This is a genomic window from Burkholderia sp. WSM2230 (assembly GCF_000472445.1).
Classification (GTDB): Bacteria; Pseudomonadota; Gammaproteobacteria; order Burkholderiales; family Burkholderiaceae; genus Paraburkholderia.
The window spans coordinates 582493-599030 of the sequence record NZ_AXAJ01000001.1 but is presented as its reverse complement, the minus strand read 5'-3'; the positions used below and the strand labels follow the sequence as shown (position 1 = coordinate 599030).

17 protein-coding genes are annotated in these 16538 nt (G+C 66.7%); 13 read left to right on the top strand and 4 right to left on the bottom strand.

All coding sequences use genetic code 11. The features are described from left to right. Positions 1-77: 77 nt before the first annotated feature. Positions 78-821 carry a (5-formylfuran-3-yl)methyl phosphate synthase gene (locus A3AC_RS0102730; protein WP_025597065.1) on the top strand — a complete coding sequence of 248 codons (744 nt, stop codon included), beginning with the start codon at positions 78-80 and terminating at the stop codon, positions 819-821. Positions 822-919: 98 nt separating this feature from the next. Here A3AC_RS0102730 and A3AC_RS0102725 read toward each other — a convergent pair whose 3' ends face one another. The 3 genes from A3AC_RS0102725 to A3AC_RS0102715 form a co-directional block, all read right to left on the bottom strand. Next, positions 920-1510: an amino acid kinase family protein gene (locus A3AC_RS0102725; RefSeq protein ID WP_025597063.1), complete on the bottom strand. Its 591-nt coding sequence runs from the start codon at positions 1508-1510 to the stop codon at positions 920-922. Positions 1511-1702: 192 nt separating this feature from the next. Continuing rightward, a complete protein-coding gene (locus tag A3AC_RS0102720; RefSeq protein ID WP_025597061.1) occupies positions 1703-2827 on the bottom strand; it encodes a hydantoinase/oxoprolinase family protein in 1125 nt (374 codons plus the stop codon). Next, positions 2824-3912: an ATP-grasp domain-containing protein gene (locus A3AC_RS0102715; RefSeq protein ID WP_025597059.1), complete on the bottom strand. Its 1089-nt coding sequence runs from the start codon at positions 3910-3912 to the stop codon at positions 2824-2826. The genes A3AC_RS0102720 and A3AC_RS0102715 overlap by 4 nt, the downstream gene beginning before the upstream one ends. 13 nt (positions 3913-3925) lie before the next feature. Between A3AC_RS0102715 and A3AC_RS0102710 the strand changes: the two genes are divergently transcribed. The 12 genes from A3AC_RS0102710 (at position 3926) to A3AC_RS0102655 (ending at position 15500) form a co-directional block, all read left to right on the top strand. After that, a complete protein-coding gene (locus A3AC_RS0102710) occupies positions 3926-4672 on the top strand; it encodes a HisA/HisF-related TIM barrel protein (protein WP_025597057.1) in 747 nt (248 codons plus the stop codon). 291 nt (positions 4673-4963) lie between these two features. Next, a complete protein-coding gene (locus tag A3AC_RS0102705) occupies positions 4964-6412 on the top strand; it encodes a formylmethanofuran dehydrogenase (protein ID WP_025597055.1) in 1449 nt (482 codons plus the stop codon). Continuing rightward, positions 6409-8109 (top strand): formylmethanofuran dehydrogenase subunit A, encoded by a 1701-nt coding sequence (locus A3AC_RS0102700; RefSeq protein WP_025597054.1) that lies wholly within the window; start codon positions 6409-6411, stop codon positions 8107-8109. The genes A3AC_RS0102705 and A3AC_RS0102700 overlap by 4 nt, the downstream gene beginning before the upstream one ends. A gap of 49 nt (positions 8110-8158) precedes the next feature. Further along, positions 8159-9118, top strand: coding sequence for a formylmethanofuran--tetrahydromethanopterin N-formyltransferase (gene fhcD / locus A3AC_RS0102695; RefSeq protein ID WP_025597053.1), 960 nt, complete (start codon positions 8159-8161; stop codon positions 9116-9118). Next, complete coding sequence (locus tag A3AC_RS0102690; RefSeq protein ID WP_025597051.1) at positions 9115-9975, top strand: formylmethanofuran dehydrogenase subunit C; 861 nt, start codon at positions 9115-9117, stop codon at positions 9973-9975. Before fhcD ends, A3AC_RS0102690 begins: the two co-directional genes overlap by 4 nt. Positions 9976-9989: 14 nt before the next feature. Next, positions 9990-10553, top strand: a complete 564-nt coding sequence (locus tag A3AC_RS0102685) for a cytochrome b (protein ID WP_025597049.1) — start codon at positions 9990-9992, stop codon at positions 10551-10553. 65 nt (positions 10554-10618) lie between these two features. Beyond that, positions 10619-11596 carry an alpha/beta fold hydrolase gene (locus A3AC_RS0102680; protein WP_051361577.1) on the top strand — a complete coding sequence of 326 codons (978 nt, stop codon included), beginning with the start codon at positions 10619-10621 and terminating at the stop codon, positions 11594-11596. Further along, positions 11593-12513, top strand: coding sequence for a pyrroloquinoline quinone biosynthesis protein PqqB (gene pqqB / locus A3AC_RS0102675; protein WP_025597045.1), 921 nt, complete (start codon positions 11593-11595; stop codon positions 12511-12513). Before A3AC_RS0102680 ends, pqqB begins: the two co-directional genes overlap by 4 nt. A 65-nt stretch (positions 12514-12578) precedes the next feature. After that, a complete protein-coding gene (pqqC, locus tag A3AC_RS0102670) occupies positions 12579-13331 on the top strand; it encodes a pyrroloquinoline-quinone synthase PqqC (protein WP_025597043.1) in 753 nt (250 codons plus the stop codon). Beyond that, positions 13328-13597 (top strand): pyrroloquinoline quinone biosynthesis peptide chaperone PqqD, encoded by a 270-nt coding sequence (gene pqqD, locus A3AC_RS0102665; RefSeq protein ID WP_025597040.1) that lies wholly within the window; start codon positions 13328-13330, stop codon positions 13595-13597. The genes pqqC and pqqD overlap by 4 nt, the downstream gene beginning before the upstream one ends. 4 nt (positions 13598-13601) lie before the next feature. Further along, positions 13602-14834, top strand: a complete 1233-nt coding sequence (pqqE, locus tag A3AC_RS0102660; RefSeq protein WP_025597038.1) for a pyrroloquinoline quinone biosynthesis protein PqqE — start codon at positions 13602-13604, stop codon at positions 14832-14834. A gap of 3 nt (positions 14835-14837) precedes the next feature. Further along, on the top strand, positions 14838-15500 hold the full coding sequence (locus A3AC_RS0102655) for a response regulator (protein ID WP_025597037.1): 663 nt from the start codon (positions 14838-14840) through the stop codon (positions 15498-15500). On the opposite strand, the gene A3AC_RS0102650 is transcribed toward A3AC_RS0102655, so the two are convergent. Beyond that, positions 15470-16492, bottom strand: coding sequence for a histidine kinase (locus A3AC_RS0102650; RefSeq protein ID WP_025597036.1), 1023 nt, complete (start codon positions 16490-16492; stop codon positions 15470-15472). The two genes, A3AC_RS0102655 and A3AC_RS0102650, sit on opposite strands and share 31 nt — an antisense overlap. Between the last annotated feature and the right edge of the window lie 46 nt (positions 16493-16538).

Here is a 16538-nt window from a genome sequence, read left to right as displayed (position 1 = left end):
ATCCGCTTGATCCGCTGCATGATTCGCTGCGTAGTCGCTATCTCTCCCGCTGTTTCCGCTTTTTTCGGAGAACACCGATGACGGCATTGCTTGCGAGCGTCCGCTCGCACGACGAAGCATTGGACGCCGCCCGCGCCGGCGCCGACCTGATCGACCTCAAGGAGCCGAACATGGGCGCGCTGGGCGGTTTGTCGATTGGCGACATCGCGCGGATTGTCCGCGAGCTTCGCGCCCGCTATCCGGTCAGGCCGATCAGCGCGACGATTGGCGACCAGCCGCCCGAAGCGCTCGATGAAATCGCCGCACGCGTGATCGAAGTGAGCGATACGGGCGTCGATTACGTGAAAGTGGGCGTGACGCCTGGCCCGGCGGCATGGCGCTGCGTCGAACAGTTGGCGAATCTGCCCGCCGCAGTGGTGCCGGTTCTGCTGTGCGACGGCGGCATGGACGACGAACTGGTCGTGCACGCCGCGTCGCTCGGCTTTGCCGGAGTGATGTTCGACACATCGGCCAAGGACGGCAGCACGCTATTCGATCACGTGGACAGCGATTCGCTCGCACGGTGGCTGCGGCTCACCCGCGAACGAGGCGCGATCTGCGGGCTCGCCGGCTCGCTCGGCTGGCCGGAGCTCGAGCAGATTCACGCGCTCTCGCCGGACGTGGCGGGTTTTCGCACGGCATTGTGCGTCGATGGCCGACGCTCGCGGCTCGATCCGCAACGCGTCGCACAATGGGCTGAGGCGCTGCACAGCCGCTCGGGTAGCGTTCGTGCTGCGGGCTTCGCGGCGGATTCCACCGCAGCGGGAGCAGTCCGCGTGTGAACAGCGCGGAAGGTCTGCTGGGCGCGCAGCGCGGCAGCAGCGCCCGCGCCGCCATGCCGTTGCGTGCGCCGCCGTTTATAGCAGGCGCAAGCTCGCATTCAGATCACCGGCGTATTCAACAACCGGTCGCGCATCAATTCGACGTTGTCCTTGTTGAACAACTCCACCACATAGTTGGCTTCGTTCACGTAATCGACGAAGCGGCGGTCCACCACGCCCGAGGCCGCGAGTGTGTCGAGCCGCTCGTTTCCCGCTATCGGGCAGGACTTCACGACGATCAGCCGCTCGGCGTTGAGCATCGTCGAGAGCCACGCGGCGAGGCTGTCCGAGGTCGTGTCCCAGTTGCTCATTGCGTCGGGCGTGTCGCGCATCAACGCGGTCGGCACCCACACGGCGACATGGCCGTCGCGCAGCGCGCGGCGGATCTTCGCCTCGCTCGATGCAAGCACGAGTTCGGGCAGCACGCCTTGCATGAGGAGTGCGTACTGGGTCATCGCGAGCAGACACATGTTGTGCGCGGCGAGATCGTCGAAACACCATTCGCTCTGGTATTGCCGCACCTTGTCCGCGAAATCGCCGCCGCCGGGAACGATGACGATGCGCCCGCCCCCCACCTCGCATAGCTCCATGAGCCACTGGCGCAGCGCCGGCTCGTGACTCAGGCTGCCCCCGATCTTGACCACCCACATGATCGTTGTCCTCGTTTGCGATTAACCTCGTTTCCTTGTCCGCTGTGCTGCTGGTTTGCTCGTGTGCTGGCCTCCTGAGCCTGGGTCGCCGGGTTGGCGAGTCTGGGTTGTGATGTTGGCGCAGCTTCTGCCGCTGCTGCCGCTTGTTTCGCGCGCGGCAGTCGCCGCGCCCGTTGCCCGTCGGTCAACTCCTCACGCTGCCCGAAACGCCGCGTCGGCATCGTAAGCGCCCTCACCCGCCGCGACATCGCGCGCCGACGCAAGCAGCCCCACGGCCACGCTCGGCGCGCAGGTCGCGGCCCACTCGGCCTGATCGGCCGTGCCGCCCGCGAGCGTGCCGAAATCTATATAGCCGCGCGCTTCCTCCCGCGCGAGCGCTGCCGCGAGAAATCGTCCGCAGCCGGCGCCGATGAGCGGCGCAGCCGCCAGTTCGGGATGCACAGCCGTCACGCGCATCAGGTTCGCGCCGATCTCGCGCAGTTGCAGTTCACGCCAGCGCAACGCAAACGCGCGCCATTCGGCGGGACTCGCTTCATGCGCGTCGCGGCCAATCATCCGCGCGATCCGTCTGCGGCTCGCCAATTCGGTCTTCGGACCGTTGTCGGCGCTCGGGTACAGGTCGTATTGCGGCGCGAGTTCGCCTGTGAGCCGGTAGACGTCGGCGGTGGTCGCGAACCATTCGTTCATTACGTTGACGGCCGCGCCGCCGAATTCGACACGCCCCGCAATCCCGCACAGCGGCGTGCGCACCACGCCCTGATACACGAGTTCGCCGGTCGCGAGCCGCCCGGCATCCGTCGATGCGCGCGCGACCACGCGCCCGTTTGCGACCGGAATGATGTCGGTAGTGGTACTGCCGATGTCGACCAGCAGCGCATTCGGCACACGCGTCGCGATCCAGCGCGCGGTCGCCAGCCAGTTCGCCGACGCGACGCTGCGCCAGCCGGCCGCGCATGTCTCGCGCGTCAACCAGCCGGCCTCGCCCGCGTAAAAGGCGACGCGCGGCCCGAGCCGCTGCGCCAGCGCGGCGGCAATCGCGCGCACGCCCTGCGCGCGGTCCTCGAACAGGTCGACCATCTCGCCGGTCATCGTCACCGCGTGGAGCGCGGCGTAGGTCTTCGCGACCGGCCAGCGCTCGAACACCAGGTCGATCGTACGTTCGAGATGTTCGAGCCCCTGCCACAACGGACAGGCCCATTGCCCGACGTCGAGCAGCACGCCGCCGGCACCGCTCATCGACACTTTGACGTGCGCGCCGCCGACGTCCCAGCCGAACACCGGCGCGCGGCCCACGGACTCCATGCGTGGTGTGTTCATGGCTGTGCTCCGCAAACAGAGTGAGCGTCGAACGAGCCCGCGGTAGCTGGGGCCGCCTCACTCAATGCATTTGTTTCGCTGGACTCGTGCGCGTGAATCCGCACGCCATGCGCCGCCAGCAATGCCGCCGACAGATTGCGCCCAAGCGCGGCCGTCAGCCCCGCATAAGCCACGGTCAGGCGCGGATTGACTTCAATCACGACAGGTCCGCGCGACGGATGCCACACCACGTCGATCCCGGCAAAGCCGCGCAACCCCGGTATCGCCTTCGCGACGCGCTCCGCGAGTTCGCGCAGCGCGTTGCCTTCGTCGCTGGCCGCGTCGATCTGATTGACCGTCACGCCGTCGAATTCGACGATGCTCGCGTGCTGCCCCGGCGCCTTGCTCTCGCGCAGACCAATGCGCTGCCGGTTGATGCTGACGAGTTCGACGCGCGCGCCGTCGCAGATCAGCGAAAGGCTCAGCGGCTCGCCGTCCACCCACTCCTGCAGCACCGGATTGCGCGCCGCGGCCGCGCGCGCGTCGTATTCGGCGCAAGCCTGGGTGAAGTCGTCGAACACGAAGGTGTCGAGTCCGCCGGCGCCGTCGTCCGGTTTGACGACCCACTTGCTGCCCGCGTGTTCAGCCGCCTCGCCTGGCTCGATGGCCGGCGTCGTCGCAATGCCGTGTGCCGCGAGGCACGCGGCGGTCGCGCTCTTGCTCGACGCGACCCGGATCGCTTCCTTCGCGCAGCCGAGCCAGCGCGCCGCGCCGACCGCGTCGTACAGATGCAGCAGCAAACCGTCGCACTCGGGCGCGATGATCCACGCGTAGTCGTGCTCGCGGGCCGCACGCGCGACGAAGGCCGTCATCGATTCGCCCGGCGCAGCCATACAATGAGCGAGCGCGGGGTCCACAGTTTCGAAGCGCGAGCTCGCAATGCTCACCTGCACACCGTCGAGCTTGCGCAGGTCCGCGGCCAGTGCATCGCGCATCACGCGGCCTTCGACGACCAACGCGCTCAGGTCCGCGAGGCTCGCGGCACCGGCCAGCGCGGGGTCGATACCGCCGCCGGTGAGATACTCGAAGACAAAGATCTTGGTCAAAGGATGCGCCCCTATGCAGGTGATACCGGTTCTCGATCTGCTCGACGGCTACGTCGTGCGCGCGGTGCGCGGCGAACGGACCGCCTATCTGCCAATACGTTCGTCGCTGGCCGCCACCAGCGAGCCGCTTGACATCGCCCGCGCGCTGCTTGCTGCAAGCGGCGCGCGCACGCTCTATATAGCCGACCTCGGCGCGATCCTTCAGCAGCGCGCTCACGTCGAGACGCTTGCCGCGTTGCGCGCCGCGCTGCCCGGCATCGACATCTGGCTCGACGCGGGTTATGCCGACTGCGCGTCGATGCTTGCGCTGTTCGCGCGCATCGACGCAAGCGGCCAGCCCAAGCCGCAGTTTGCCGCGACGCTCGTGCCGGTGTTCGGCACGGAATCACTGCAAGACATTCGTGCACTGCGCGCCGCCGAAGCAGACGGGTTCGCGCCGATCCTCTCGCTCGACCACCGCGCCGGCCAGCTGCTCGGCGCTGCTGCCGTTCGCGAAGGCCCACAGCCCGCGCGCTCCTGGTGGCCGCGCAGAGTCATCGCGATGACGCTCGATCAGGTCGGCAGCTACGACGGCCCGGATCTCGCCACCTTCGAACGCATCCGTGCGGACGCTCCTGCCGGTACGGAGGTGATCGGCGCCGGCGGCATTCGCGACCGCGACGACATGGCGGCCGCGGCTCGCACGGGCGCCGGTGCGTGGCTTGTCGCATCCGCGCTGCACGACCGCCGCATCGGCATGCCGCTCGCCGCGTCGACGTAGGGCAGCAAAACAAGTTCTATGCCAATCGGCGGAAAGGGTGTGGCGGTAAACAATCGGCAAGCTTTATCGCGCTTTGACGAGCCGCGGGTGACACTCTGCTCCAGAACGACACACAACCTGTGCGTTGCGCCAGAGTGACGCAATAGCGCGGCGTACCGTGAATGTGGCCAGCCGCGCGATGCCCCGGCCATGCGATGGTTTAAGTGGGACATGACATACGCGATGCGTTGCAACGCACGCTGTCGCGGCATGACGAAACGCATCGGCATGGAGCTTGCTAAAAGTCGGCCCATGCACCTCTCGCCCACCGATCCGTCGACGACCAGCCCCTCGGGCGCGGCCCACGCGCCCGCCTCGTCGATCGCACGCGACTGGACCTGCCCGTTCTGCCCGCTGCTCTGCGATGACCTTGCAATGGAGTCGCATGGCGACGCCACGCTTGTCGCGCAGAACACCGACTGCCCGCGCCTCATGCAAGCGCTCGCCTGTTATGGCGCTGACGATGCGCGATGCCGTGCGAGCATCGACGGACACGACGCGGACTTCGACGCGGCGCTCGCGCGGGCCGCGCATATTCTTTCGACGGCGCGGCGGCCTTTGTTCGGCGGCCTCGCCACCGACGTGGCCGGCGCTCGCGCGCTGTACACGCTGGCCGCGGGCTGCGGCGCGATCCTCGATCACCAGCATGGCGACGCGCTGAGCGCGGCGACGCTTGCGCTTCAGGACCGCGGCTCGTTTTTTACGACGCTTTCCGAAGTGCGCTCGCGGGCGGATCTGTTGCTGTTTTTCGGCTGTCAGCCGTCGCGGCGCTATCCGCGCTTTTTCACACGCACGGTTGAAGGAATGCCGACGCCGCGCGAACTCGTGTTCATCGGCTGCGAAGCGGATCCGGCGGCAAGCCGCCTTGAGAACGTGCGTGTCGAATCGATTCTCGCCGACGCCGATGCGTTCGATCCGTTCGATACGCTCGCGCTGTGGTCCACGATCAGCGACAGGCGTCCGCCGACCGCGTTGCATCAGGACGTGGCCAATGCAGCGGAGGTGAAAGAGACGCTTGCCGTATTGCAGGCGCTTCAGGCTCGCATCGACGCAGCGCGCTACACAGTGCTCGTCTACGAGCCCGCTGCGTTGCCGGCCCCGCATGCGGCACTGCTGATTGAAGCGTTGAACCGCATCGTCAAGGCGTCGAATCTGAGCGCGCGCGCGGGCGGCCTCGCGCTCGGCGGCGATGACGGCGCATTGACCGTCAATCAGACGGTGACCTGGCTGTCGGGATTGCCGCTTCGCACTCGCGTGTCGGGGCCGGCGCGCAGGGCGGGCAGCGCGCCGCTCGATTACGATCCATATCGCTATCGCACCGAAAGCCTGCTCGCTGACGGCGAGATCGACGCGCTGCTGTGGGTCGCGAGTTTCGCGCCGCCCGCGTGGCCGCAAGCGCTTGCCGACGATGTGCCGGCCATCGTGCTCGGCCACCCGGCTCTGGCGCAAATGGCGGCGGCACGCGGTAAAGACACCGTGTTCATTCCGGTTGCGACGCCCGGTGTCGACAGCGGCGGACATCTGTTCAGGGTCGACAGTTCGGTGGTGATGCCGCTCGCGGCCGCGCGCGGCACCGGGATTCCGTCAGTGGCGACGGTCGCCGCGCAACTTGCGGCGCTGCTCTGCGCGCCTGGAAGTGATGCCGGGCCGGACATCCAGCCAGCCACTCCGTCCGCCTCTTCCCCGCAGGCGCGGCCATGACGCTCATCCGGCTCAAAGGCGGCACCATCTTCGACCCGGCCAATAACGTCGACGGCGAGCGCCGCGACCTCGCGATCCGCGACGGCCGCATCGTCGACGTCCCCGCGAATGTTCCGGCGGATTGCGAGTACGACGCCTCCGGCATGATCGTGATGGCGGGCGGCATCGACATGCATTCGCATATTGGCGGCGGCAAGACGAATCTGTCGCGGCTGCTGTTGCCCGAAGACCATCGCGACGATCCGGTGCGCGACGCGGCTTACGAATCCGTGCAGGATCCGAACGGCCGCTATCTGCGCCTACCCTCTTGCGGCGTCTGCACGCCGGGCACGCTCGCAACCGGCTACCGCTACGCCGAAATGGGCTACACGGCGGCGTTCGAACCGGCGATGATTGCGTCCAACGCTCGCCATACGCACCTCGAAATGGGCGACACGCCGATCATCGATCACGGCGCGTACGTGATGCTCGGCAATGATGAGCTCTTCCTGCAAATGCTCGCCGCGCGCGACGACTTCGAGCGTCTGCGCGACTACGTCGGCTGGACGATTCATGCGAGCAAGGCGCTCGGCGTGAAGGTGGTGAACCCGGGCGGCATCTCGGCGTTCAAGTTCAACCAGCGCTCGCTCGATGTCGACGAACCGCACGCTCACTACGGCATCACGCCGCGCGAGGTGCTGCACACGCTGACGCGCGCGCTCACCGAGCTGCGCGTGCCGCATCCGCTGCATGTGCACGCGAGCAATCTCGGCGTGCCGGGCAACATCGATTCGACCATCGCGACCATGGACGCCGCCGACGGCTTGCCCGTCCATCTCACGCATATCCAGTTTCACAGCTACGGCACCGAGGGGCCGCTCAAGTTTTCGTCGGGCGCGCGGCGCATCGCGGAAGCCGTGAACGCGCGGCCGAATGTGTCGATCGACGTCGGCCAGATCATCTTCGGACAGACCGTCACCGCTTCAGGCGACACCATGATGCAGTTCCGCAATGCGCCGTTCGCGCGGCCGCACAAGTGGGTGCTCGGCGATATCGAATGCGACGCGGGCTGCGGCGTCGTGCCGTTCCGCTATCGCGAGCAGAGTTATGTGAATGCGTTGCAGTGGATCATCGGGCTAGAAATTTTTCTGCTGGTGGACGACCCATGGCGCGTCGCGATGACCACCGATCATCCGAACGGCGGCCCGTTCACGAGCTACCCGCATCTGATTCGTCTGCTGATGGACAAATCGTTTCGCGACGAGCAGCTCGCAAAGCTGCATGCCGACGCACAGGTGGCGAGTGCATTGCCGCAATTGACGCGCGAGTTCTCGCTGTACGAGATCGCGATCATCACGCGCGCGGGACCGGCGCGTCTGCTCGGCCTGCGCGACCGCGGCCATCTGGGCGTGGGCGCGGCGGCGGACATCGCCGTGTATCGCGACGATCCCGACCGCGAGCGGATGTTCACGTCGCCCGCGTATGTGTTCAAGGACGGCCATCTGGTGGCGCGCGACGGCACGCTCGTCTCGACGCCGACGGGCGGCATTCACTTCGTCTCGCCCGAGTTCGACCGAGGCATCGAGAAGCGCGTGCGCGCGTACAGCGAAGCGAATCTCGCGAGCAACTTCGCGCACGCCGCGATCAGCGACGACGAGGTCTGCAACTGCTGCCGCGGCGGCAGGCTCCTGCCCGTCGAATGTTTCGCGCACGGCTGACATGGCTCATATGGCTGACATCGCTGCCCCGAACGGTGACCCGCACACGATGATCGACACGTCGCCCCTCCTGATCAACGGCACCACGATCGACGCCACGTTCGCGGAAGCGTTTCCAATGAAGGCGACGCGGCTCGTCATCACCGCGCATACGGCGGCGTGGGCGATGCACGCCGCGCACTCGCTGACCGGCTTCGCGACCTCGGTGATCGGCTGCGGCTGCGAGGCCGGCGTCGAATGCACGCTCGAGCGCGAGCAAACGCCGGACGGCCGGCCTGGCGTTGCGGTGCTGCTGTTCGCGGTGTCGTCGAAGGAACTGGCGAAGCAGATTGAACGGCGTGTCGGGCAATGCGTGCTCACATGTCCGACTACGGCTGTGTATCGCGGCATCGACCCGCAAACGAGCCGCGCGCCGCTGTCCGATCTCGCGCCGCTCGGCAAGAACCTGCGCTTTTTCGGCGACGGCTGGCAGATTGCGAAGATGCTGGGCGACACGCGTTACTGGCGCGTGCCGGTGATGGACGGCGAGTTCGTCTGCGAAGAAACCGCGCCCACGGTGAAGGCCGTGGGCGGCGGCAATCTGATCCTGCTCGCGCGCGACATGGACGCGGCGCTCGCCGCCGCGGAGGCCGCCGTCGCCGCGATGCGCCGGCTGCCGAACGTGATCATGCCGTTTCCGGGCGGCGTCGTGCGTTCCGGATCGAAAGTCGGCTCGAAGTACAAAGGCGCCACCGCGTCAACCAACGACGCGTTCTGCCCGACACTCACCGGCCTCTCGGCGCGCAGCGAACTCAGCTCCGAAGTGGGCTGCGTGCTCGAGATCGTGATCGACGGACTCACTGAAGCGGACGTCGGCGCGGCGATGACGGCGGGCATTGTCGCTGCGGCGGCCCTCGGGCGCGCGGGCGGCCTGCTGCGCATCTCCGCCGGCAATTACGGCGGCAAGCTCGGCCCCTATCACTTCCATCTTCGGCAACTGGCGGCCGGCCTCGGTGGGAGCATCGCATGAGCGTCGTGACCACGTTGCGGGTGCGCACAGCGCCCGGTTTTCGCGTCGATGCATCGGCGCTGCTGCCCGCATCGCTAGCGACGCTTGCAGTCGCACAGATCGAGCGCCTCGCGCTGCCCGCGGGCAACGATCGTTGCGTCGTCGCCGATGTGTTCGACGTGTCGCGCAGCGGCAATGCAGCGTCGGACGCGACGGATGCGATGGACGCGATGGACATGCAGCCCGCGCTCGTCATTGAAGACGCCGTCCCCTGGCTCGACCGTCTCGGCGCGCGCATGACGCAAGGGCATTTGATCGTGCGCGGCTCAGCGGGCAATCAGAGCGGCTTCCAGATGGCAGGCGGCGTGTTGCGTATCGACGGCGACGCCGGCCACTTCACCGCCTGCGAAATGCGCGGCGGACGCCTCACGGTGGCGGGCGATTGCGGCGATTTCGCAGCGGGCGCGCTGGCCGGCGACATGGAGGGAATGACGGGCGGCACGCTGAGCATCCACGGCAATGCGGGCGCGCGGCTTGCCGACAGGATGCGTCGCGGGCTCGTGCTGGTGGGCGGCAATGCCGGCGACTTCGCGGCGTCGCGGCTGGTGGCGGGCACCGTCGGCATTGCCGGCAAAGTGGGCGCGCATTATGCATACGGTATGAGACGCGGAACCCTGCTGCTTGCGCAGCGTCCCACCTATCTGCCGCCGACCTTCGCCGACGGCGGCCGGGGCTTCGACGTGTTCTGGTCGTTGCTCGTGCGCAGTCTTGCGGGCGAAATCGCGCCGTTCTCGCAGTGGCGCGCGGCTCCGCTGCCGCGCCGCTATACAGGCGACGCCGCCGTCGACGGGCGCGGCGAGATACTCGTGGTGGGCTAACCAGGGAGGCAGAGATGACGACCGCGCATACTTCCGCACCGCGTAGCGCAGACCCATCCACGCCGCGCTACGCCGGCTCGCTGATCGCGCTGCACTGGCTAATTGCGTTCGGCATCATCGGCCTGCTTGCGCTCGGGCTCTATATGGTCGGACTGCCGAAGGGTTTGCCGGTAAAGGCGACGCTTCTGAGCATTCACAAATCCATCGGACTGACGGTTTTCCTGCTGGTGCTTCTGCGCATCGCGGCGCGTGTGGCCTTTCACCGGCCGCCGCTGCCGCCGATGCGACCGTGGCAACGCGCCGCCGCGCGCACTACGCAGGGCCTTTTATACGTAGCAATGGTGGCGATGCCCGTGTCGGGCTATCTGGGTTCGTCGTTCAACCGCTATGGCACGCGCTTCTGGGGCCTGCCTCTGCCGAAGTGGGGCTGGGACGATGCGGGCCTGCGCGAACTTTTCTTCGGCATTCATGAGGTGACAGCATATGTGCTGATCGCGCTCATCGTGCTGCATGTGGCGGGCGCACTGAAGCATCAGTGGATCGACCGCGACAATCTGCTCGCGAGGATGCTGCCGTGAGACGCGCGCGCACATTCTCACGCTCGGGGTCCGGCTCGTCGCACGGCGTACCGCAAACGCCGGGCATGCCGACGCAGAAAAGCCGTACGCTGCGCACCCGCGACGCGCACCGCGTGTCCTTCACGGTTGCGGGCGCCGCCGACGGCGTGCCGGTCGTCGTTCTGCACGGCGGACCAGGCAGCGGCAGCCAGCCGGGGGCAACGCGGCTTTTCGATCTCACGCGCTTCAAGGTGGTGTTGATCGACCAACGCGGAACCGGGCACTCGGCGCCGCGCGGCGGCGTGCGCCGCAACCGCACCGACCGGCTGATCGAAGACATCGAAGCGGTGCGCATGCGGCTCGGCATCGAGCGCTGGGGCGTGCTCGGCGGATCATGGGGCGCGGCGCTCGCACTCGCCTATGCGGGACGGCATCCGCAAGCGGTGACCGGCGTAGTCCTGCGCGGCCTCTTTCTCACGTCGATGCGCGAGGTTCGCGGCCTGTTCGTCGGCTCACGCAAGCGCGCGCCGCGCGCATGGACAAAGCTGAGCGCCGCCGCGCATTGCACGCGGCCCGCTGCTTTGCTCGCATGCTGTCACGCGCGGCTGCAACCCGGCCTGGCGAGCGGGACGCAACAGCGCGCGCTCGCACTCGCATGGCGCGGCTATGAAAACGCAGTGCTTGCGAGTGCGGACACGCGGCGCCAGCTCCTGCCGGCCAGACACTCGCGCAAGGAGACGCGCAAGCTCGTCGACAAGTACCGCATTCAGGCGCATTACCTGATGCATCGCTGCTGGCTTGGAGAAACGCGCGTGCTGTCGCTCGCGCGGCACGCCGCCGCAGCGGGCGTACGGCTTGCCGCGGTACACGGCTCGCGCGATCCGGTGTGTCCGCCGGCCAACCTGCAGCGCTTCGCGCGCGCGGTTCCGGCTGCCCGCGTCGAATGCGTGCGCGCCGGCCATCTCGCAAGCGATCCGGCTTTGCATGCGCGCGTGGCGCATGCGCTTGCAACCATGTTCCTTCCATCCACTCAAGAGGGGCGCACGCTGCGCCGCGCGGCATGAAAATCAAGGTACTCGGCTCATCGGCGGGCGGCGGCTTTCCGCAATGGAACTGCAACTGCCGCAATTGCGACGGCGTGCGGCGCGGCACGTTGAAGGCGAGGCGCCGCACACAATCGTCGATTGCAGTGAGCGCAAACGGTGAGGACTGGCTTCTTGTGAATGCGTCGCCCGACCTGCTCACGCAGATCGCCGCCAACCCTGAGCTGCAACCGGCCCGCCGCGCGCGCGACAGCGGCATCGCAGCGGTGCTCGTGATCGACGCGCAGATCGATCACGTCACCGGCCTTCTGATGCTGCGCGAGCGCAACACGCCGCTGCCGCTTCACGCGACCGACGCTGTCTGGCAGGACCTGTCGACCGGCTTTCCGATTGCGCCGATCCTCTCGCACTACTGTGGCGTCGAACATCGCCGTATCGCGCTGGATGGCGCGCCGCTTGCCGTCGACGCGCTGCCCGGCGTACGCATCGACGCGCTGCCGCTCTCCAGCAAGGCGCCGCCCTACTCGCCGCATCGCAACGCGCCGGAGCGCGGCGACAACATCGGGCTCGTCTTCACGAACCTGCAGAGCGGCAAGCGTATGTTCTACGCGCCGGGCCTGGGCGCAATCGAAGCCCATGTGCTCGCCGCGATGCGCGAAGCGGACCTGCTGCTCGTCGACGGCACGCTGTGGACCGCCGACGAAATGATCCGCCTCGGCCTCTCGCAGAAAACCGCGGCGGATATGGGTCATCTGCAGCAATCGGGGCCTGGTGGCATGATTGAAGTACTCGATTCGCTCGGCGCAAAGGACACGCGCAAGGTGCTGATCCACATTAACAACACGAATCCGATTCTCGTCGAAGACGGCCCCGAGCGGCGCATTCTTGCCGAACACGGAATTGAAGTCGCTCACGACGGCATGACCTTCGAACTGTGAGGCATGACCATGCAGCGCGCGTCGAACATGAGTCGCACCTGGATCGCACATGAACTGGAGATTGCATGAACGCGAAAGACACCTTGGGGACAGCGGCATCGTACAGTGCGCAAAGCGGCGAGCGCGCCGCGGAACCGGCCTGGACACGCGAGGAATTCGAAGCGCAATTGCGCGCAAAGGGCACGGCGTATCACATTCATCATCCGTTCAACGTGAAGATGAATAGCGGCGGCTGCTCGCGCGAGCAGATCCGCGGCTGGGTCGCAAACCGCTTCTACTATCAGATCAACATTCCGCTGAAAGACGCGGCCGTGCTGTCCAATTGTCCCGATCGCGAAACGCGCCGCCGCTGGGTGCAGCGCATTCTCGATCACGACGGCTACGGCGGCGAAGAAGGCGGCATAGAGACATGGGCGCGTCTTGGCGATGCAGTCGGCCTCTCGCGCGACGAACTGTGGTCGCTCAAACACGTGACGCCCGGCGTGCGTTTTGCCGTCGACGCTTACGTGAATTTCGCGCGCCGTGCGCCGTGGCAGGAGTCGGTGTGCTCGTCGCTGACGGAAATGTTCGCGCCGCAAGTGCACCGCGACCGGCTCGCGAGCTGGCCCGAACATTACCCTTGGATCGAAGCGTCCGGTCTTGCTTATTTCCGCTCGCGCATCACGCTCGCGCAACGCGACGTGGAGCACGGCCTCGAAGTCACGCTCGATCACTTCACGCGGCGCGATCAGCAGGAACGGGCGCTCGAGATTCTGCAGTTCAAGCTCGACATTCTGTGGACCATGCTGGACTCGATCGAAAAGGCCTTTCCGCAATGAACGACATGCTCGACGCCCACCGTCCCGCGCTCAACAAGCTGTTCCGGCTGCAATGGGAACCCGCGCAGAATGCTCACGTGCTGCTCTATCCGGAAGGAATGGTGAAGCTCAATCAGAGCGCGGCGGAAATCCTCAAACGTTGCGACGGCACGCGCGATATGGAGGCGTTGATCGCCGATCTGGAGCAGGCGTTCAGCACGACCGGGCTTGGTCCCGAAGTGCGCGCGTTCGTGACCGAAGCGCACTCGCGCGGCTGGCTGGAGTAACGCGATGACCGATCTCTCGCAACCCGTTGCGAACGCGCAGAGCGAAGCCGCGCCGGGCGGCGTCCCGCCGCCGCTGTGGCTGCTCGCGGAGTTGACGTATCGCTGCCCGCTGCATTGCGCGTTCTGCTACAACCCGGTCGACTACACGGAGCACAATCGCGAGCTGAGCACGGAACAGTGGCTGCGCGTGCTGCGTGAAGCGCGCGCGCTCGGCGCCGCGCAGCTGGGCTTTTCGGGCGGCGAGCCGCTGATGCGCGACGACCTCGAAGTACTGGTCCGCGAAGCCCGCGCGCTTGGCTTCTACACGAATCTGATCACGTCGGGCATTGGCCTCACGGACCAGCGCCTCGGCGAACTGAAGGCGGCCGGCCTCGATCACATTCAGTTGTCGTTTCAGGATTCGACGCAGGAACTCAACGACTTTCTCAGCAGCACACGCACGTTCGACCTCAAGCAGCGCGTCGCGGCATCCATCAAACGGCATGGCTTTCCGATGGTGCTCAACTGCGTGCTGCATCGCTATAACCTGCCGCACGTCGACAAGATCATTGACATGGCGCTCGCGATGGGCGCCGAATATCTCGAACTCGCGAACACGCAGTACTACGGCTGGGCGCATCACAACCAGGCGCAACTGATGCCGACCCGCGAACAGCTCGACGAAGCGGAAGCGGTGGTCGAACGTTATCGCCGCGAACATGGAGATCGCTGCAAGATTTTCTTTGTCGTCCCCGACTATTTCGAGCGACGCCCGAAGCGCTGCATGAACGGCTGGGGCGCGGTGTTCCTCGGTGTCGCGCCGGATGGCGCCGCGCTGCCCTGTCACGCGGCGCGCGCGTTGCCCGGACTCGTGCTGCCGAATGTGAAAGACACGCCGCTGCGCGAGATCTGGTACGAGAGCGACGCATTCAACCGCTTTCGCGGTCTGCAATGGATGAAGGAGCCGTGCCGCAGTTGCGAGGAAAAGGAACGCGACCTCGGCGGCTGCCGCTGCCAGGCGTATCTGCTCACCGGCGACGCGGCCAATGCGGATCCGGTTTGCGACAAGTCGCCGTCGCATGAAAAGGTGGTCGACGTGACGCGTCTCGCGGCCGCGGCGCATGCGCCGCGCGAGCAACCCATCGTGTTCCGCAACGACGCCAACTCGCGCAAGCTGAGCGCCGCGCGCGCGGCTGACGAGCTACCGCACGACGCACCACATCACGCGCCGAACGACGGCGGTCACACCGGAGGCTGAGCAATGACAGCGGCGGACATCTCAGTGTTGCTCGTCGACGATCACGCCGTGGTGCGCGAAGGCTACCGGCGTCTGCTCGAACTGAACGCCGACGTGCATGTGTGCGGCGAAGCGGCCGACGCCGGTGAGGCGTATCAGCGCTTCTGCGCGCTGCGGCCCGATGTCGTGGTGATGGACGTATCGCTGCCCGGCGCCAGCGGTATCGAAGCGATGCGGCGCATGCTCGCGCGCGAGCCGGATGCGCGCGTGCTGATTTTCAGCGTCCACGAAGAGGCGATTTTCGTGCGTCGCGCGCTCGACGCAGGCGCGCTCGGCTACGTGACCAAAGCGAGCGCGCCCGACGTGCTGGTCGAAGCGGTGCGCATTGTCGCGAAACGGGCGAGTTATCTGAGCCCAGACATTTCGCAGGCGCTCGCGCTGCGCAATGCGTTCAGCGAAGGTCCGCCGGGCCGGCAGTTATCGGCACGCGAATTCGAGGTGCTGCGCCTGCTCGTGCAAGGCTATACGCTGCCGAGCATCGCGGAGAAGCTTGGCCTCAGTCAAAAGACAGTGGCCAATCATCAGTCCGTGATCCGGCAGAAGTTCGGCGCGGACAACGGCGTGCAGCTCGCGCAAATGGCGAGCCGCCTCGGCCTTCAGTTCACCGGTTCCGCCAGTCCCGCGTGAGCGGGCGCGCGCGCACAAAAGAGGAAACCGCCCTCGGGCCTGCTCGCGACATGAAACTCGCCGCCGAGCGCTTCGACGCGCTCGCGCATGCCGATCAAACCCAATCCCGCGCGCGGCGCATCGAGGTCTACGCCCGGGCCGTCGTCGGCCATCGTCACGACGATTTCGTCGATGGGCCCGTTTTTCTGGGCGCTTTCGGCCGGTGCATGCGTGTCGCGCGGCGCGCGCACCATGAACACTTCCACGCGCGAGTTGCGCGCGAACTTCGAGACGTTGGTCAGCCCTTCCTGCACGAGCCGGTACAGCGTGATGGTAAGCGCGTCGCTCAGGCCCGTGTAATCGCCTTCTATCGTCAGCGAAAAGGACGCGTCGGGCAGCCGCTCGCGCCAGCCGTCGACGCAATGTTCAAGTGCGCTCGGCAAGCCGAATTCGTCCAGACCGATGGGCCGCAAACGGCGGATCATGCCGCCGATCTGCCGGTACACATGACTCGCGCTCTGCATCAATTCCAGCGATATGCGATGAACCTCCGGCTCCCGCGCGGCGGACAGGTCGCGAATACGTGCTGCGTCGAGTGAAATTGCGTTGAGATACTGGCCGAGCTCGTCGTGCAGTTCGCGCGCGAGATGGCGGCGCTCGACCTCCTCTGCCTGCAACGCCTGATTGGCGAGGCGCCGGTTGTCGGCGAGCAGGCGCTCGGCCTCTTTTTCGAGCATGCGGCGGTGCGCTAGCTCACGGCGCGTGTCGCGATAGCGGCGCCACGCGAACCACGCAAGCCCCAGCGACAGCACGCACAGCGTGAGCGGCAATTCATCCAGTTGAAAGCGCTCGAGCCCGCGCGTCCACCAATACGCGCGCTCGCTTACGTCGAACAGCGAGCCGAGCATGGCCGCGAGCAACGTGAGCGCGAACACGCAGGCGAGATCGCGCGCCACCGCCGAATACGGCGGCTCGCGACGCGCTGACGAAGGTTGGTTGGATTCGCTCGACATCACGTTTGCATTCTACTCAGGCCGATCGGACACGAAGTTTCGCTGC